Annotated in this window: 14 protein-coding genes; 8 read left to right on the top strand and 6 right to left on the bottom strand. The window is 56.5% G+C overall.

The window, feature by feature from the left end; all coding sequences use genetic code 11:
* Position 1: 1 nt before the first annotated feature.
* The 3 genes from QPL94_RS20440 to QPL94_RS20430 form a co-directional block, all read right to left on the bottom strand.
* Positions 2-568 (bottom strand): GspH/FimT family pseudopilin, encoded by a 567-nt coding sequence (locus QPL94_RS20440; protein WP_285359736.1) that lies wholly within the window; start codon positions 566-568, stop codon positions 2-4.
* 122 nt (positions 569-690) lie between these two features.
* Positions 691-2,079, bottom strand: coding sequence for a sigma-54-dependent transcriptional regulator (locus tag QPL94_RS20435; protein ID WP_285359735.1), 1,389 nt, complete (start codon positions 2,077-2,079; stop codon positions 691-693).
* A gap of 53 nt (positions 2,080-2,132) precedes the next feature.
* Positions 2,133-3,782, bottom strand: a complete 1,650-nt coding sequence (locus tag QPL94_RS20430; protein WP_285359734.1) for a sensor histidine kinase — start codon at positions 3,780-3,782, stop codon at positions 2,133-2,135.
* An 85-nt stretch (positions 3,783-3,867) separates the two neighbouring features.
* Between QPL94_RS20430 and QPL94_RS20425 the strand changes: the two genes are divergently transcribed.
* Entirely contained in the window at positions 3,868-5,532 is a 1,665-nt protein-coding gene (locus QPL94_RS20425) for an NAD+ synthase (protein ID WP_285359733.1), read from the top strand.
* Here the strand turns inward: QPL94_RS20425 and QPL94_RS20420 are convergent, their stop codons facing one another.
* Positions 5,533-6,366: an outer membrane protein assembly factor BamD gene (locus QPL94_RS20420; protein WP_285359732.1), complete on the bottom strand. Its 834-nt coding sequence runs from the start codon at positions 6,364-6,366 to the stop codon at positions 5,533-5,535.
* A 138-nt stretch (positions 6,367-6,504) separates the two neighbouring features.
* On the opposite strand from QPL94_RS20420, the gene rluD reads away from it, so the two are divergent.
* From rluD to clpB, 3 genes are all read left to right on the top strand, one after another.
* Positions 6,505-7,482: a 23S rRNA pseudouridine(1911/1915/1917) synthase RluD gene (gene rluD / locus QPL94_RS20415; protein WP_285359731.1), complete on the top strand. Its 978-nt coding sequence runs from the start codon at positions 6,505-6,507 to the stop codon at positions 7,480-7,482.
* Positions 7,472-8,215 (top strand): peptidoglycan editing factor PgeF, encoded by a 744-nt coding sequence (pgeF, locus tag QPL94_RS20410; RefSeq protein WP_285359730.1) that lies wholly within the window; start codon positions 7,472-7,474, stop codon positions 8,213-8,215. Before rluD ends, pgeF begins: the two co-directional genes overlap by 11 nt.
* 143 nt (positions 8,216-8,358) lie before the next feature.
* Positions 8,359-10,935: an ATP-dependent chaperone ClpB gene (gene clpB / locus QPL94_RS20405; RefSeq protein WP_285359729.1), complete on the top strand. Its 2,577-nt coding sequence runs from the start codon at positions 8,359-8,361 to the stop codon at positions 10,933-10,935.
* 70 nt (positions 10,936-11,005) lie between these two features.
* Here clpB and QPL94_RS20400 read toward each other — a convergent pair whose 3' ends face one another.
* Positions 11,006-11,464 carry a DUF4124 domain-containing protein gene (locus tag QPL94_RS20400; RefSeq protein WP_285359728.1) on the bottom strand — a complete coding sequence of 153 codons (459 nt, stop codon included), beginning with the start codon at positions 11,462-11,464 and terminating at the stop codon, positions 11,006-11,008.
* Between the two features lie 497 nt (positions 11,465-11,961).
* Between QPL94_RS20400 and QPL94_RS20395 the strand changes: the two genes are divergently transcribed.
* From QPL94_RS20395 to pssA, 4 genes are all read left to right on the top strand, one after another.
* Positions 11,962-13,680, top strand: coding sequence for an acetolactate synthase 3 large subunit (locus QPL94_RS20395; protein WP_285359727.1), 1,719 nt, complete (start codon positions 11,962-11,964; stop codon positions 13,678-13,680).
* Between the two features lie 2 nt (positions 13,681-13,682).
* Complete coding sequence (gene ilvN / locus QPL94_RS20390; protein ID WP_285359726.1) at positions 13,683-14,174, top strand: acetolactate synthase small subunit; 492 nt, start codon at positions 13,683-13,685, stop codon at positions 14,172-14,174.
* 69 nt (positions 14,175-14,243) lie between these two features.
* Positions 14,244-15,260 carry a ketol-acid reductoisomerase gene (gene ilvC, locus QPL94_RS20385; RefSeq protein WP_137437934.1) on the top strand — a complete coding sequence of 339 codons (1,017 nt, stop codon included), beginning with the start codon at positions 14,244-14,246 and terminating at the stop codon, positions 15,258-15,260.
* A 90-nt stretch (positions 15,261-15,350) separates the two neighbouring features.
* Positions 15,351-16,190 carry a CDP-diacylglycerol--serine O-phosphatidyltransferase gene (gene pssA, locus QPL94_RS20380; protein ID WP_285359725.1) on the top strand — a complete coding sequence of 280 codons (840 nt, stop codon included), beginning with the start codon at positions 15,351-15,353 and terminating at the stop codon, positions 16,188-16,190.
* A gap of 154 nt (positions 16,191-16,344) precedes the next feature.
* On the opposite strand, the gene QPL94_RS20375 is transcribed toward pssA, so the two are convergent.
* On the bottom strand, positions 16,345-16,534 hold a 190-nt coding region (locus QPL94_RS20375), incomplete at its 5' end, for a hypothetical protein (RefSeq protein ID WP_285359724.1).

The raw sequence follows: 16,534 nt of genomic DNA, 5'->3' as shown, positions 1-16,534 counted from the left end.
GTTATTGAGTGCATTCAAGATTTTGACCATAGGTGTCTTCTGGTACGCCGTCGCCATCAGTATCTTTTGAAACGAAAGGGCGTCCGCCCATATTGATTCTTATTTGGGAGGCGTACCGGTTGTCATTATCCTCTGGACACCAAACGATGTTCCCGATGGCCTCCTCGGCGAGTCCTGATGGGCGAAATCTAAAATAGTTTCTAATACCTGTTTTACCGATCAAGTGGCCATAGCTATTGAATTGTACGACCCGCAAAATCTGGCCTTGATTTGACGTTTGTTTTTTGAAACCCGGATCTCGGAAAGCGGTTAAGGGTCTGCTCCAGTCTGAGCCACACTTATGGCTGGTGGTCAGTGGGCATAGGGTTACTGGAACCTGTTCCTGGATCGCAGTGTTCCTCGCCAGGTTTATTAGGGATATGAGCTCGCTGAGAGCTGATCTTTGGCGCGATTTTTTCAAGAGCATGTCAAAAGAAGGTGCGGCGTAGGTCGCGATTATGGCGACAATGCTCAGTACGATTATTAATTCCAGGAGCGAGAATCCTCTCGCCATGTAAGAGTTTTTCATCCTTGAAGATCCATCCGATTAGGTTCAATTGGATTGCGCTTCCTGCGCAGCTTCTAATTCTACCTTAACTCAAGTAGGCGTTTGTCATTTTAGCTAGAAACGTGACCGGTTTCTCTTACGTTTCACTCCATCCCCAACTTCTTCAACCGATACCTCAACGCCCGGAAACTGATCCCCAGCCGCTTGGCTGCCGCCGTCTTGTTCCAGCGGGTCGCCTCAAGGGCTTTCTCGATGGCCTGGCGCTCAATGGATTCCAGGTAGTTCTCCAGATCAATTTCGCCTTCGGGTAAGGTCAGTGCTCCCGGCTCTGTAGAGGGCATTCCTGTGCTGCCTGCACCCGAAAGCCCTGCTGGCGCCGGGCCATTGCCGATGTGAAGATCCTCCGGGCCGATCAGGTCGGCATCGCAGAGGGTAAAGGCGCGCTCCAGAATGTTTTCCAGTTCCCTGACATTGCCGGGGAAATCATGGCCTTTGAGACGGTCGATGGCGTCTGGAGTCAGCGACGCGGGCTCGCATTCGTACTCGCGGGCAATGCGTTCAAGAATATGGTTCGCCAGCAGGCTGATGTCGTCGGGTCTCTCTCTCAGGGCCGGTACCGGAAGCTCAATCACGTTGATGCGGTAGAACAGGTCCTGGCGAAAATTCCCGTCCTGAACAAGCCCTGGTAAATCCTTGTGGGTGGCGCTGAGCAGGCGAATATCCACGGGCACTTCTTTGGTGTCACCCACGGGCCGGACAGCTTTCTCCTGAATGGCCCGTAGCAGCTTTACCTGCATGGCCAGTGGCAGGTCGGCGACTTCATCGAGAAACAGCGTACCACCGTCAGCCGACCGGAACAGGCCGTCCTTGTTGTCCACGGCTCCGGTAAAGCTGCCTTTCTTGTGGCCGAAGAATTCACTCTCCATCAGCTCCGAAGGGATGGCGCCGCAGTTTACCGCGATGAAAGGGTGATCGCGCCGGGGCCCCTGCAGGTGAATCATGCGGGCCACCAGTTCCTTGCCGCTGCCGGACTCGCCGCTGATAAACACTGGCGCCTGGCTGCGGGCCAGCTTGCGAACCTGGTTTCTCAGGCGCTTTATTTCGGCGGAGTTGCCCAGCAGTAAGCCCGGCTCATCGGGGGAGGTGTCGACATCAGGTTCCTGTTCGGAAAGTTTCAGGGCACTGTTGACGAGTTCCCGCAGGCGCGGCAGCTCAACGGGCTTGGATACGAAATCGAAAGCGCCAGCCTTGAGGGATTCGATCGCTGTGTCCATGTTGCCGTAGGCGGTGATGACAGCCACCGGGGTGCAGGGCGAGTGCTGCTGGATCCACTGCACCAGTTCGATGCCATTGCCGTCCGGCAGGTTCATGTCGGTCAGGCAGAGTTGCGGCCGATGCTCACCCAGAAGCTTCTTTGCGCTGGTGATATCTGGCGCGGTCAGCGTGTGAATGCCCATGCGGGTGAGTGTGATTTCCAGAAGGTCCCGGATGTCGGGTTCGTCGTCTACGATCAGCGCTGTGTGAGTGGTCATTGGATTGTTGTCGGGTCCATGTCGTTGTTCAGACCACCGGTATACCGGGTTGGTCATATCATTCGCCCGTGATGGGCAAATGTAATGCGGAAACAACAGCCGGGCTGTTTGTCATCCACCAGGGACAGGTGAGCCTGGTTAGCCTCGCACAGTTCTCGTGCCAGATAAAGGCCAAGGCCTGTCCCGCTTTTATCAGTTGTGAAAAAGGGCTCAAAAACAGAAACCCGATGCTCCGAGGCTATACCGGGACCGAAGTCACGAACATCCACATAGGTTCTCTCGCCGTCAGCCGTGGCGCCCGCGTAGAGTTCGACCCGGCGTTCGCCGGTGGCCTGCTCGCTGTAGCGTAGCCCGTTATCGCACAGGTTCACCATAACCTGCTCGATCTGGCTCACATCAAAGCGGGCCTGGGGCAGGTCGGCTTCTGCTCGCAACTCGATATGAGCTGGTTTCTGGTGGTCATTATCCTGGGTCTGGAGGTAATCGTCACGAAATGCTGAAAGCCAATGGCTGACGTCGATCAGATCGGAACTGGCAGCGCGGCGCCGGGACAGGTCCAGGACATTTTCAATAATGCCATTGACCCGGCGGGAGTGGCGCTCAATGATATCCAGCATTTTTCGATCGCCTTCATCCAGATTGGGGGATTCCCCCATGAGCTGGGACGCGTGGCTGATGGCGCCGAGCGGGTTGCGGATTTCGTGGGCGATGCCGGCTGTCAGCCGTCCCAGTGAGGCCAGCTTCATCTGCTGGGCCTGCTGAGTCACCTTGCTCATGTCATCAATGAAGACCAGAATCTGGTCGCCCCGCTGTTGGTCAAGCTGGGTAAAATTCACTTGTACCATTGGCGAGGTTGGTGTCGACTGAAACGGGTCGGTTCTGCGGGTTGGGTCTTTCAGCCAGGCTTCAAGGCCCAGACGCAGCTGTTGTGGCAGGCTGCGCCCCCGACTGGGTTGCTGGCCGGGTTCTTCACTGGGTATGCCAAAAAGCAGTTCTTCGGCCGCCGCGTTGGCAAGGCGGATATGCCCAAACCGGTCCAGAACAAGAATCCCCGTGCGCATGCGCTGGATTATCTGGCGATTGATCTGTTGCAATTCGGCAATGCTCTGGGCTCGAGAGCTGGCCAGCGCCTCGCTCCGTAGCATGCGCCGGGAAACGTACTGGAGGATAAAGGCCACCGCAAAGTAGAGGATGCCCAGCGATCCAGCCCGGACAATTTCATCGGCCGAGTTGCCAAATGCCATAACTGACCAGGTTGAAATGCCAAGGGAACAGATCGCGCCCAGTGCTGCGTAGAAAGTGCCAATTCTGGTAGGCGTCAGGATATTTCCGGCCGCCACTGAGACAATAACCAGGTTAGCCAGGCCATTGGTGATGCCGGTACTCGTTAGCAAGAGCGCATGGAGAATCAGGATGTCCATCAGGATCGAGATGGTGATGTGGCGATTTCGCGGTTGAAAGCCGGCCAGCATTATCAGCGCGATGAAACCGTTGATGGCCAGGTAGCTGACGACGCCAGCCTGGTAATAATCTATAGCCCGGAAGCGGGAATCGAAATTGATCGGATCAACGAACAGCAGCGCCACCAGGATAATGCTGACAACCACCCTGTAATGATTGTAAATGCGGAACAGCCTGCCCATCTGGCTGGTGGGTGGGGCGTCTGTGTAGGGTTGAAGCTCAGTAATCGATGTTTTTGCCATAATCCGATGGGTATCCCGGGAGAATTCTTTTGCCCTGCGGGGTTATAATAGCCTTTTAATGGCAATGAGTTACAGGAGCTGCGTTATGTCCGTGCAAAAGGATCAGTCACCCGGCGGCCAGGGGCCCGGAAAGCTAAGGGTGGTTATGGCCCAGCTTGATTTTCTGGTGGGCGATATTCCCGGCAACACTGGCAAGGTGATTGAAGCCACCCGGCGCGCGGAGGAGGAGCATCAGGCAGATCTGGTTGTGTTTCCGGAACTGTGCCTGACCGGTTATCCTCCGGAAGATCTCCTACTGCGTTCGAGTATGGAAGTGCGCATTGCGGAGGCTCTGGAATTCCTGTGTGAAAGACAGCTCGGCCCCGCGATTATCGTGGGGGCCCCCATCAGGGAAGGCGCCCTGTTATACAACGCCGCAGTGATCATTGAAGGCGGCGAAATAACCGGCCGTTACTTCAAGCAGTTTCCCCCCAACTACCAGGTCTTCGACGAGAAGCGCTACTTTGCTGATGGAACAGACACTCTGGTGGTCGACATTCACGGAGTACCTGTCGGTGTGACCGTGTGCGAGGACATCTGGAGCGATGGTCCGGTGGAGGATGCAGCCGCAGCAGGTGCAAAACTGATTATCAACCTGAATGCGTCCCCCTACGATATTGACAAGCAGGCCCGCCGCAAGGCGTTGATCGAGCGTAAGGCTTTTGAAAATCGGGTCAGTATTGCCTATGTGAACCTGGTGGGCGGGCAGGATGAACTCGTTTTTGACGGTGGCTCAATGGTCTACGATCATTCCGGGGTGCTTGCGGTTGAAGCGCCCCAGTTCAGTGAAGGGCTTTACCCCGTGGATTTCATATTCGAGCACCACTGCCAGCCAGTTTCACAGCCTGCCATCGCCGAGCCCTCCCTGGAGGAGAATGTCTACAAGGCATTGGTTCTGGGGGTGCGGGACTACGTCAACAAGAATGGCTTCAGATCGGTTGTCCTGGGTCTGTCCGGGGGGATTGATTCCGCCGTGACCCTCGCGGTAGCGGTCGATGCCCTGGGTGCCGACCGTGTGCGCGCAGTGATGATGCCTTTCCGTTATACAGCCAGCATGAGCCTTGAGGATGCGGAGGCGGAAGCAGCCACCCTGGGCGTGCAGTACGACGTGTTCTCCATCGAGCCCATGTACGATGCGTTCATGGAAACCCTGGCCGCCCCGTTTGAGGGGACACAACCGGACACCACCGAGGAGAATTTGCAGGCGAGATTGCGGGGGGTGCTGCTGATGTCCCTGTCCAACAAATTTGGCTCAATGGTGCTGACAACCGGCAATAAAAGCGAGATGGCGGTGGGGTACTCGACGTTGTACGGCGATATGGCCGGGGGTTTTGATGTACTCAAGGATGTTCCGAAAACCCTCGTGTTCCGCCTTGCCTGGTACCGCAATAGCGTTTCGCAGGTTATCCCCGAGCGAGTCATCACGCGCCCACCGTCAGCGGAACTGGCGCCGGATCAGAAAGACGAGGACAGCCTGCCGGGCTACGACGTGCTCGACCAGATACTCAACCTGTATGTAGAGCGTGATCTGAGCGCGGATGCTATCGTTGCCCAGGGCTTTGACCGGGCAGACGTGGACAGGGTTGTGCGCCTGGTGGATATCAATGAGTACAAGCGCAGGCAGGCGCCCATTGGTGTGCGGATTACCGAGCGAGGGTTTGGCAAGGACCGCCGCTACCCCATCACCAACGGGTGGAAGAGCGGCAACTGATTATTCGTCGCCCATCAGGCCGAAGGTGACGACGCTGGACAATGAACGGTCCTTGCGCTTGAGGACATCGGGCTGAAACTCCCCGTCCTCATTAAAAGCGGTGCTGTCCGGGAAGTTTTCTTCGAGCATGGCGACCGCATCAGCTGAGGCCTTTTTGAGATCCATGAAGCGGAAGGTCTCAGCCAAAATGATCAGCGCCTCTTCTACAAAGGGTGTGGTGGAGTAGTTCTCCACAATAAAACGCGCGCGGTTATTGGCGGCAATATAGGCTTCGCGGCTGATGTAGTAGCGGGCTGCAAAGAGCTCGAGCTCGGCCAGACGGTTGCGGATGGCAATCATGCGCTGGCGGGCATCAGGGGCGTATTCGCTGGATGGGTAACGGTTCAGCAGCTCGGAAAAGTCACGGAATGCCTGGCGCTGTTCGCCGGGGTCCCTTGCGGCAACGTCAACCGGAAAGTATCTTGCCGCGAGGCCAATATCCAGATTATAGGAGGCCAGGCCGCGCATGTAGAGCGCGTAATCGGCGTGGTCACTTTGCGGATTCAGGCGCAGGAATCGGTCAGCTGCTGCACGGGCCCCTTCCAGATCAAGATTCTGGTAGCGGGCATAAATCAGGTCCAGCTGGGCCTGTTCCGCATAGCGACCGAACGGGTAGTAAGTTTCCAGGTAGTCGAGGTTCAGTTCCGCTTCGTTGAAGTTGCCCGAGTTCATTGCGTCCCGGGCGTTCTCGTAATAGGTTTCTTCCGGCAATACTTCTTCCTGCTCGTTGGAGGCGCACGCACTGATCATAAGCGCTGCGGTAGTCACTAGCAGTAATCGAACAACTGATCTCATGCCGGAATCCCGTATAATGGCGAAAATTCGAATGGTGGGCCATTGTAACGGGGATCTGCTCCCTTGTGCAGTGGCACTCACTGTCGATTGGAAAATTCTGACTCAAACGTAACACTTATCACCGGCCCCGGGGGCTCAATGTCATCTGAAAACCGTATTATCGCCAGCTTCTCTGTTCCGCCGGAACACAGCGACCGCCGTCTCGACCAGGCCGCGGCGGAGCTGATGCCCGAGCATTCCCGCTCACGATTGCAGGGCTGGATCAAGAGCGGGGCGCTGACGGTGAACGGGAAAGCCTGCAAGCCCCGCGATAAGGTCATGCTGGGAGACAAGCTGGAACTGGACGCCGAGCCAGAGGCGCAAGTCAGCTGGCAGGCGGAATCGATTTCCCTGGATATTGTCTATGAAGACGAGCACCTGCTGGTGATCAACAAGCCGGCAGGCCTGGTTGTTCATCCCGCTGCAGGGCACGCCGACGGCACCCTGGTTAACGCGTTGCTCAACCATGCCCCGGAAGTGGAAAACTTGCCGAGGGCGGGCATTGTTCATCGTCTCGACAAGGACACTTCCGGAATCATGGTGGTGGCGCGCAGCCTGATCGCTCACACATCACTGGTTGACCAGCTGCAAACCCGTACCATGGGGCGGGAGTACGAGGCCATCGTGGTAGGTACTCTGACCGGCGGCGCCACGGTGGATGCGCCGATTGGTCGCCACCCCCGCGAGCGCAAGAAAATGGCGGTGGTGCCTACCGGCAAACCCGCGATTACCCATTATCGCCTGATCGAGCGCTTCGCCGCCCATACCCACGTGCGTTGCAGGCTTGAAAGTGGCCGCACACACCAGATTCGGGTCCACATGGCCCACGTCAAACACCCGCTGGTTGGCGACCCACAGTACGGTGGCAGGCTTCGCCTCCCCAAAGGAACAACGGATGAACTGCGGGACGTGCTGGCGGGCTTTCAGCGCCAGGCGCTCCATGCCCGGCAGTTGACACTGCAGCACCCCCAAACCGGGGAAGTGATGACCTGGGAGGTACCTTTGCCCGAAGATATGGAAACGCTGCTCGCAGCGCTTCGCAAGCACGTCAAGGATCTGGAGAGCAATGACTTTTGAGTTGCCACTTATTGTCCCCGACTGGCCGGCACCGTCCTGGGTAAATGCTGCATCCACTACAAGGGTTGGCGGGGTTAGCAAGCCACCCTGGGATTCCCTGAACCTTGGCACGCATGTGGGTGATGACCTCGAGGATGTGACGAAGAATCGTGCCCTGCTTGGACGATGGGCCGAACCTGGCGCCCAGTCTTTCGGTTGGTTGAACCAGGTCCATGGCACCCATGTGGCAGAACTGCCGCAGCCAGGCCAGGTCACTGCTGATGCCTGTGTCACCTCGCAACCCGGAGCCGTTTGTGCCGTATTGACGGCGGATTGTCTGCCGGTATTGTTCTGTGACCCCTCCAGTGGCCGGGTGGCCGCCGCTCACGCTGGCTGGCGTGGGTTGTGTGACGGTGTTCTGGAGCGGACCCTGGAGCACCTGGGTAATCCCGCCGGTGTCCTTGCCTGGCTGGGGCCGGCCATTGGCCCCGAGCAGTTCGAGGTTGGCGCCGAGGTACGGGACGCCTTTCTCCTGAATGATCCGCATGCGGGCAGGGCTTTTGCGACCAGTCCCCTGCATCCCGGGCGCTACCTGGCTGACATCTACGAACTGGCCCGACAACGACTGGCTGCTGCCGGAGTGCTCCAGGTCTACGGCGGCGGGTTTTGTACGGTAACCGACAGTGATCGCTTCTTCTCCTACCGCCGCGACGGACAAACAGGGAGGATGGCGAGCCTGATCTTCATTTCATGATTCCCGTCAATTTTCTGACACTTCTTGCCCGTGTGCGCTTGAAGTCCCGCCGATCGCCCCTACATTAACTGTCAAAGCAGAGAAATTGCCGCCGGCGGGAACGTCCTCCCGGCCGCACGACAGATATTGGGGAATACCAGACTATGAGAATCGACAAACTGACCAGCAAACTGCAGACCGCACTGGCGGATGCCCAGTCCCTTGCGGTAGGCAAGGACCATAATTTCATCGAACCCGTGCACCTGATGCAGGCACTGATGGATCAACAAGGCGGCTCCATCAAGCCGTTGCTGAAACAGGCGGGTGCCGAACCGGGCCGTATCCGTCAGGCTGTCGCCCAGGAAATCGAGAACCTGCCGGAAGTGAAGGGCTCGGCCGGGGACGTGTCGATGTCCAATGACATGGGGCGTCTGTTCAATATCGCTGACAAACTGGCCCAGAAGCGGGGGGACCAGTTCATATCCAGCGAATTGATGCTGCTGGCAGCCCTTGAAGACCGGGGCACCCTCGGACGGGTTCTGCGTGAGCAGGGTGTCGACAAATCCGCCCTGGAAAGCGCTATCGATGAAGTTCGCGGTGGTGAGTCGGTTGATGACCCTGCTGCGGAAGAGAATCGCCAGGCCTTGTCCAAATATACCATTGACCTTACCGAGCGAGCCGAGGCCGGTAAACTGGACCCGGTGATCGGCCGTGATGATGAAATCCGCCGGACCATCCAGGTGCTTCAGCGTCGCCGGAAGAACAACCCGGTCCTTATTGGCGAGCCCGGTGTCGGCAAGACCGCCATCGTCGAGGGGCTTGCCCAGCGCATCGTCAATGGCGAAGTGCCGGAAGGTCTCAAGAACAAGCGTGTGTTGTCGCTGGATATGGGCTCCCTGATTGCGGGCGCCAAGTTCCGGGGTGATTTCGAAGAGCGCCTGAAAGCCGTGCTCAATGAGCTGGCCAAGCAGGAAGGGCAGATCATACTGTTTATCGACGAAATTCACACCGTGGTAGGTGCTGGTAAGGCCGAAGGGTCCATGGACGCGGGCAATATGCTAAAACCCGCACTGGCCCGGGGTGAACTGCATTGTGTGGGTGCGACTACCCTGGACGAATACCGCGAAAATATTGAAAAGGATGCCGCTCTGGAGCGCCGTTTCCAGAAAGTACTGGTTTCCGAGCCCAATGAAGAAGATACCATCGCCATCCTTCGCGGCCTCAAGGAGCGTTACGAAGTTCACCACGGTGTGGAAGTGACGGACGGCGCCATTATCGCGGCAGCCAAACTGTCTCATCGATACATCGCGGACCGACAGTTGCCGGACAAGGCGATCGATCTGGTGGATGAAGCGGCCAGCCAGATCCGCATGGAGATGGACTCCAAACCGGAAGCACTGGATCGCCTTGAGCGGCGGCTGATCCAGTTGAAGATCGAGCGAGAGGCTTTGAAGAAAGAAACCGATGCGGCGTCCAAAAAGCGGCTTTCAGAGCTTTCGGATGTGATCACCGGTGTCGAACGTGAATACGCAGACCTGGAAGAGGTCTGGAACACTGAGAAAGCCGCTTTGCACGGCTCCCAGAAGATCAAGAGTCAGCTGGAGCAGGCCCGGATCGACCTGGAGAATGCCCGCCGTGCCGGCGATCTTGGCCGCATGTCTGAGTTGCAGTATGGCCAGATTCCGGAGCTGGAGCGCCAGCTGGATATGGCGAGCCAGGCTGAAATGATGGAAATGACGCTGCTCCGCAACCGCGTGACGGATGAGGAAATCGCCGAAGTGGTGTCCAAATGGACCGGGATTCCGGTATCAAAGATGCTGGAAGGCGAACGCGACAAACTCATGCGCATGGAAGACGCGCTGCATGACCGTGTCATTGGTCAGGACGAGGCTCTGGAAGCTGTTTCCAACGCGGTAAGGCGTTCACGTGCGGGTCTGTCAGATCCTCATCGTCCGAACGGCTCCTTCCTGTTCCTCGGGCCAACGGGCGTGGGTAAGACAGAGCTCTGCAAGGCGCTGGCTGCCTTCCTGTTTGATACCGAAGAAGCCATGGTGCGTATTGATATGTCCGAGTTCATGGAGAAACACTCCGTGGCCCGGCTGATTGGGGCACCTCCCGGCTACGTGGGGTATGAAGAGGGTGGCTATCTGACTGAAGCAGTGCGTCGCCGCCCCTATTCGGTGTTGTTGCTGGATGAGGTTGAAAAGGCGCATCCGGACGTGTTCAACATACTGCTACAGGTACTTGAAGATGGCCGCCTGACGGATGGCCAGGGCAGAACCGTGGATTTCCGCAACACGGTCATCGTGATGACTTCTAACCTGGGTTCGGACATCATCCAGCAGAAAGCCGGGGAGGAGAACTACGAGGCGATGAAGTCGGCGGTTATGGAGGAAGTGGGTACTCACTTCCGGCCTGAGTTCATCAACCGGGTGGATGAAGTGGTTGTGTTCCATCCGCTGGCCAAGGGCCAGATTCAGGGCATTGCCAGGGTCCAGATCGAGATCCTCAACAAGCGCCTGAAAGAACAGGACATGAAGCTGGAGCTGGACGACGGCGCCATGGAGTTGCTGGCGGAAGTGGGCTATGACCCGGTCTACGGCGCCCGCCCGCTGAAGCGTGCGATCCAGCGGATGATCGAAAACCCGCTGTCGCAGCGGCTGCTTCAGGGCGACTTCCAGTCCGGGGATACCATTCGCGGGACGGTGAAAGATCACGCTCTGGAGTTTTCCAGAGCTTGATGTGTTGAGCAAAAAGGCGGAGCAGATTGCTCCGCCTTTTTTTATGGGGCTGACTTGCCCTGAATACGGTTTACTCTTCGGAAGGCGCGCCGCAGTTCTCTTCTGCTATTTCCTCAAACTTCGTGCGCTGCTCTGCAATTTCTTCCTCCGATAGGTAACGCTGCTCGCCATCCTCTTCCACCCGTATCCGGCTGTTACGCTGCAGGATGCTCAGGTTGCTGCGTGCGGTTTCGCAATTGGCTTCCCGTTGCTTGCGTCGGGCCTCTTCCACAGCGCTCTCTTCTTGCCGCTCGGCTTGTTCGGCTTCCTGTTCTTCCAGAGCTTTAACCTGTTCCTGGGGGCTCTGGCGGTTGCTCGCTGAGGGTTTCCCGGTGCGTATGCTGACAGACTCCGACTGTTGCCCGGTCGGTTGCCGGTCGCCGAAGTGTGTTACCCCGTTCTCATCGGTCCATTTGTAGACGGAGGCAGCCGAAGTCATTGTCGGCGCTGCAACCAGAAGTACTGCCAGGGTAAGAATTTTTCTGTTCATGCCTCTACTCATTCCGCGTTAGCCTTTTCGGAGTACTGCCTTAAACAGCACCATCTCTGTCTAGCCTATGTTTATCATGCCATTTGTAAAGGTAACTTTCTTGAGTCTGGTTCAAATACTTGCACAAAATATGGCAGACCTTTGTCGGGTAAGAACACAGAATACTGCCGCCGCTATTGACAGGGAGTTCATCGCTGTCAAAATTGCAGATTGCCTGAAGACTGGGGTCAATACGGCAGGCAATCCCGTGCGAGTATCCCCCGTTTAATTACCACACTGAATGCCCCGCGCGAGTCGCGGACTGGTTGTTGCTTACGTGCAACCCGTTGATTGGCCGTTCTCCGCAACCCTCAGGAGTGCGGCTGGCCAGGAGACAACCTCTTACAGCTGGTGTGGCGGAATATCCGGTTAAGCTTTCACAAGAAGCTTGATGCCCGGACATCCAGGCAACCGGGACGCGTCCCGGCTCATTCACTCGTAGAAGAGGGTAGAACATCGTGGAGTTATTGTCTGGCGCCGATATGCTGATCCGGTCCCTGCAAGATGAGGGGATCGAATACATATATGGCTATCCGGGTGGTGCAGCGCTGCATATTTATGATGCGTTGTTCAGGCAGGACAAGGTCAAGCACATTCTGGTGCGTCACGAGCAGGCGGCGGTCCACATGGCCGACGGCTACGCCCGTGCTACCGGATTGCCGGGCACCGTACTGGTTACCTCGGGTCCTGGGGCCACCAACACCATTACCGGCATTGCCACCGCATTTATGGATTCCATTCCCCTGGTGGTGCTGTGTGGTCAGGTCGCATCAACCCTGATCGGTGAAGATGCGTTCCAGGAGACCGATATGATCGGCGTCTCCCGTCCTGTTGTGAAGCACAACCTGAGCGTGCGTCATCCGGAGGAAATTCCGGAAATTATTCGCAAGGCCTATTACATCGCCGCAACCGGTCGACCCGGCCCGGTGGTCGTTGACATCCCCAAGGATATGACCACGCCGAACGAGCGCTACGAGTACGTGTTCCCGAAAAAGGTGAAGTTACGCTCGTACAACCCGGCGATTCGTGGCCACGCCGGTCAGATCAAGAAAGCCGTGGACATGCTGATGGCAGCCAAGCGCCCGATCATCTATGCCGGTGGTGGCGTGATTCTCGGCAAAGCCTCAGGCCAGCTCACAGAACTGGTCAGGATGCTCGGCTACCCGATCACCAATACCATTATGGGTATCGGTTGTTATCCCGCATCGGATAAGCAGCACCTCGGTTGGCTTGGAATGCATGGCACCTACGAATCGAATATGGCCATGCACCATTCAGACCTGATTCTTTGTGTGGGGGCGCGGTTCGATGACCGTGTCACTAACGCTACCGAGAAGTTCTGCCCGGGTGCGCGGATTGTTCATATCGATATTGATCCTGCTTCAATCTCCAAAACCATTGACGCCGATGTTCCCATCGTGGGTCCGGTCGATGCCGTGCTCAATGAAATGATTACACTGGTCAAGGAGAGCAAGGAAAAGCCGGACGACGATGCGATCGCTGCCTGGTGGAAGCAGATTGAAGAATGGCGTGCGTTCCACGGCATGCGCTATGAAACCAGCCCGGATGTGATCAAGCCGCAGGAAGTGGTGGAAATGCTCTGCAGGCTCACCAATGGCGAGGCGTATGTGACTTCGGACGTGGGGCAGCACCAGATGTTCGCGGCCCAGTACTACAAGTTCGATAAGCCCAATCGCTGGATCAATTCCGGTGGCCTCGGCACCATGGGCTTTGGCCTGCCGGCTGCAATGGGCGTCAAACTGACGCACCCGGATGATGATGTGCTCTGCATTACCGGTGAGGGCAGTATCCAGATGAATATCCAGGAGCTGTCTACCTGTAAGCAGTACAACCTGCCGGTGAAGATCATCAACCTGAACAACCAGTCGCTTGGCATGGTCAAGCAGTGGCAGGACATGAACTATGAATCCCGCCATTCCGAGTCTTACATGGGGTCCCTGCCGGACTTCGTCAAGCTTGCGGAAGCCTATGGCCATGTTGGTGTCCGCATTGACCGCAAGGAAGATCTGGAGTCGAAGCTGAAAGAAGTGCTGGCGATGAAAGACCAGCTGGTATTCGTTGATATCTACGTCGACCGGTTTGAGCACGTCTACCCGATGCAGGTGGCGCGCGGCTCAATGAAGGACATGTGGCTCAGCAAGACGGAGAGGGTCTGATCATGCGTCGAATCATTTCTGTTTTGCTTGAGAACGAACCAGGGGCGTTGTCCCGTGTGGTGGGACTGTTTTCGCAGCGCAATTACAACATCGAAACCCTGACGGTGGCGCCGACCGAGGACGAGACCCTGTCGCGCCTGACGGTAACCACCTCCGGTTCCGACAAGGTCATCGAGCAGATTACCAAGCAGCTCAACAAGTTGATCGAGGTGGTCAAGCTGGTGGATCTTACCGAAGGGGCGCACATCGAGCGCGAGCTGATGCTGGTCAAGCTCAAGGCCACAGGCTCCCAGCGGGCCGAGATCAAACGCACTGTCGATATTTTCCGTGGCCAGATCGTGGATGTAACCAGTTCCGTCTATACCGTCCAACTGGCCGGGAACAGCGAAAAGCTGGACGGCTTTATTCAGGCGGTAGGAACGTCCGGCGTACTAGAGGTCGTTCGCAGCGGTGTTTCCGGCATTGCCCGTGGCGAGAAGGTATTAAGCCTGTAACAGGCGCTGACATCATTCTGTACAATGACGGCCACTAAAAGGCCAATTAACAATATATAGAGGTTATACATGCAGGTTTACTACGATAAGGATTGCGATCTTTCCATCATCCAGGGCAAGAAAGTTGCCATCATCGGTTTTGGTTCACAGGGCCACGCTCATGCGTGCAACCTGAACGAGTCCGGTGTTGATGTGACTGTTGGTCTGCGCCCGGGTTCTTCTTCCATTGCCAAGGCAGAAGCCTATGGCCTGAAAACCAGCGATGTCCCGTCTGCCGTTGCCGCAGCTGACGTGGTTATGGTCCTGACGCCGGACGAGTTCCAGGCGCAGCTGTACAATGCCGAGATCGAGCCGAACCTGAAGCAGGGCGCTACACTGGCCTTTGCCCACGGCTTTTCGATTCACTACAACCAGATCGTACCGCGTAAGGATCTGGATGTGATCATGATCGCCCCGAAAGCACCGGGCCACACCGTACGCACCGAATTCACCCGTGGCGGCGGCATCCCTGACCTGATTGCCATCTTCCAGGATGCGTCCGGCAACGCCAAGAATCTGGCCCTTTCCTATGCCAGCGGCATTGGCGGCGGCCGTACCGGCATCATCGAAACCACCTTCAAGGACGAGACCGAAACCGATCTGTTCGGTGAGCAGGCTGTTCTGTGTGGTGGCACTGTTGAACTGGTCAAGGCGGCTTTCGAAACGCTGGTAGACGGCGGATACGAGCCCGAAATGGCGTATTTCGAATGCCTGCACGAGCTCAAGCTGATTGTTGACCTGATGTACGAGGGCGGCATCGCCAACATGAACTACTCCATTTCCAATAATGCGGAGTATGGTGAGTATGTGACTGGCCCCGAGATCATCAATGAGCAGTCCCGTGAAGCCATGCGCAATGCACTTAAGCGCATCCAGACTGGTGAGTATGCCAAGATGTTCATTCAGGAAGGCAGCAGCAACTATCCGTCCATGACAGCTCGTCGCCGCATCAATGCCGAGCATCAGATCGAGACCGTTGGTGAAAAACTGCGTTCCATGATGCCCTGGATCTCTGCCAACAAGATCGTGGATAAAGAGAAGAACTGAGCCGGTACCTCGGTCTGGTTTGAAAAACGCGGCCCGGGTGGCCGCGTTTTTCGTATATACTCCGCCTAAATGCTTTCCGGAGTGAGTGAAATGACTGACGAGAAAAAGCAGACCAAAAAGAACGATCCTCAGGAGACGAATGAATTCAAGGGGCACGAATACGATATCGAAGCTGGTGAAGTCGTCGAGGAAGAGCTGGTTGAGGGTGCTCCGGTTCGTCGCAAAGGGATTTATCTTCTGCCCAATGCGCTGACTACGGCATCACTGTTCTCCGGTTTCTATGCCATCGTCTCTGCCGCTAACGGGATGTTTGATAACGCCGCCATCGCAATCTTTGTCTCCATGATCCTGGACGGTCTTGATGGTCGGGTCGCCAGGCTCACCAATACCCAGAGCAAGTTTGGTGAGGAGTACGACAGCCTTGCCGATATGGTAGCCTTTGGTGTGGCGCCCGGACTGGTGGCTTTTTTCTGGTCGCTGAATAATCTTGGTCAGGTTGGTTGGGCCATTACTTTTATTTACGTGGCTGGCGCGGCTTTACGTCTCGCACGCTTCAATACCCAGATTGGTTCTGTGGACAAGAACTACTTTGTCGGGCTGGCCAGTCCTGCCGCCGCTGCCTGTGTCGCCGGGTTGGTATGGTGCTTCCATCTTGTGGAGCCGGCCAGCTGGCTGACACTGATGACGATTATTGTTGTGGGTGGCTGTGGCGTTCTGATGGTCAGCAATATCCTCTATAAAAGCTTCAAGGATCTGGATATGCGGGGGCGGGTGCCTTTTGCGGCCATTCTCCTGGTGGTTCTTATCTTTGTGGTGGTTGCACTAGACCCGGCGACGGTTCTGTTTACCGTGTTTCTTGCTTATGCATTGTCGGGCCCGGTTTTGGCTTTGTTCAGAAAGTCACGCCGGTCTGAGGATCAGTCTGCGTGATGGCAGGGTGAAAACTGAGCATTTTGTATAGGGTTTGCACAGTCCCGTACGTGCTAACCGAAACAGGGTAAAAATAGTTGATTAACCTCGTTGACACATTCTCAGGGCTCTGTAGAATGCGCATCTCTTTCGAGGGACACGCCGCTGAGGCGGGTCAGAATTTGAAAGACAACCGTTTGATTTTACTGGCAGTTTTTCGACCCTGGGTCGGAGCCAAAATAAACGGTTGACAAGGCAGCGATTCGATGTAGAATACGCCACCTTGATCGGGCAAGCCCCGAACGCTCTTTAAAAAGTTGACCAAGTAATTCGTGTGGGCGCTGGCCGAGGTATTTCGGATACGA

Origin of the sequence: Marinobacter sp. SS13-12, from assembly GCF_030227115.1 — a bacterium.
Classification (GTDB): Bacteria; Pseudomonadota; Gammaproteobacteria; order Pseudomonadales; family Oleiphilaceae; genus Marinobacter.
This window is presented reverse-complemented; position numbering and strand designations above follow the sequence as displayed.

Coding starts and splice junctions, on each gene's coding strand:
- QPL94_RS20430 (WP_285359734.1), bottom strand. CDS start 3,782: ATGGCAAAAACATCGATTACTGAGCTTCAACCCTACACAGACGCCCCA.
- QPL94_RS20400 (WP_285359728.1), bottom strand. CDS start 11,464: ATGAACAGAAAAATTCTTACCCTGGCAGTACTTCTGGTTGCAGCGCCG.
- ilvN (WP_285359726.1), top strand. CDS start 13,683: ATGCGTCGAATCATTTCTGTTTTGCTTGAGAACGAACCAGGGGCGTTG.
- QPL94_RS20425 (WP_285359733.1), top strand. CDS start 3,868: ATGTCCGTGCAAAAGGATCAGTCACCCGGCGGCCAGGGGCCCGGAAAG.
- clpB (WP_285359729.1), top strand. CDS start 8,359: ATGAGAATCGACAAACTGACCAGCAAACTGCAGACCGCACTGGCGGAT.
- ilvC (WP_137437934.1), top strand. CDS start 14,244: ATGCAGGTTTACTACGATAAGGATTGCGATCTTTCCATCATCCAGGGC.
- pgeF (WP_285359730.1), top strand. CDS start 7,472: ATGACTTTTGAGTTGCCACTTATTGTCCCCGACTGGCCGGCACCGTCC.
- QPL94_RS20440 (WP_285359736.1), bottom strand. CDS start 568: ATGAAAAACTCTTACATGGCGAGAGGATTCTCGCTCCTGGAATTAATA.
- QPL94_RS20435 (WP_285359735.1), bottom strand. CDS start 2,079: ATGACCACTCACACAGCGCTGATCGTAGACGACGAACCCGACATCCGG.
- pssA (WP_285359725.1), top strand. CDS start 15,351: ATGACTGACGAGAAAAAGCAGACCAAAAAGAACGATCCTCAGGAGACG.
- rluD (WP_285359731.1), top strand. CDS start 6,505: ATGTCATCTGAAAACCGTATTATCGCCAGCTTCTCTGTTCCGCCGGAA.
- QPL94_RS20420 (WP_285359732.1), bottom strand. CDS start 6,366: ATGAGATCAGTTGTTCGATTACTGCTAGTGACTACCGCAGCGCTTATG.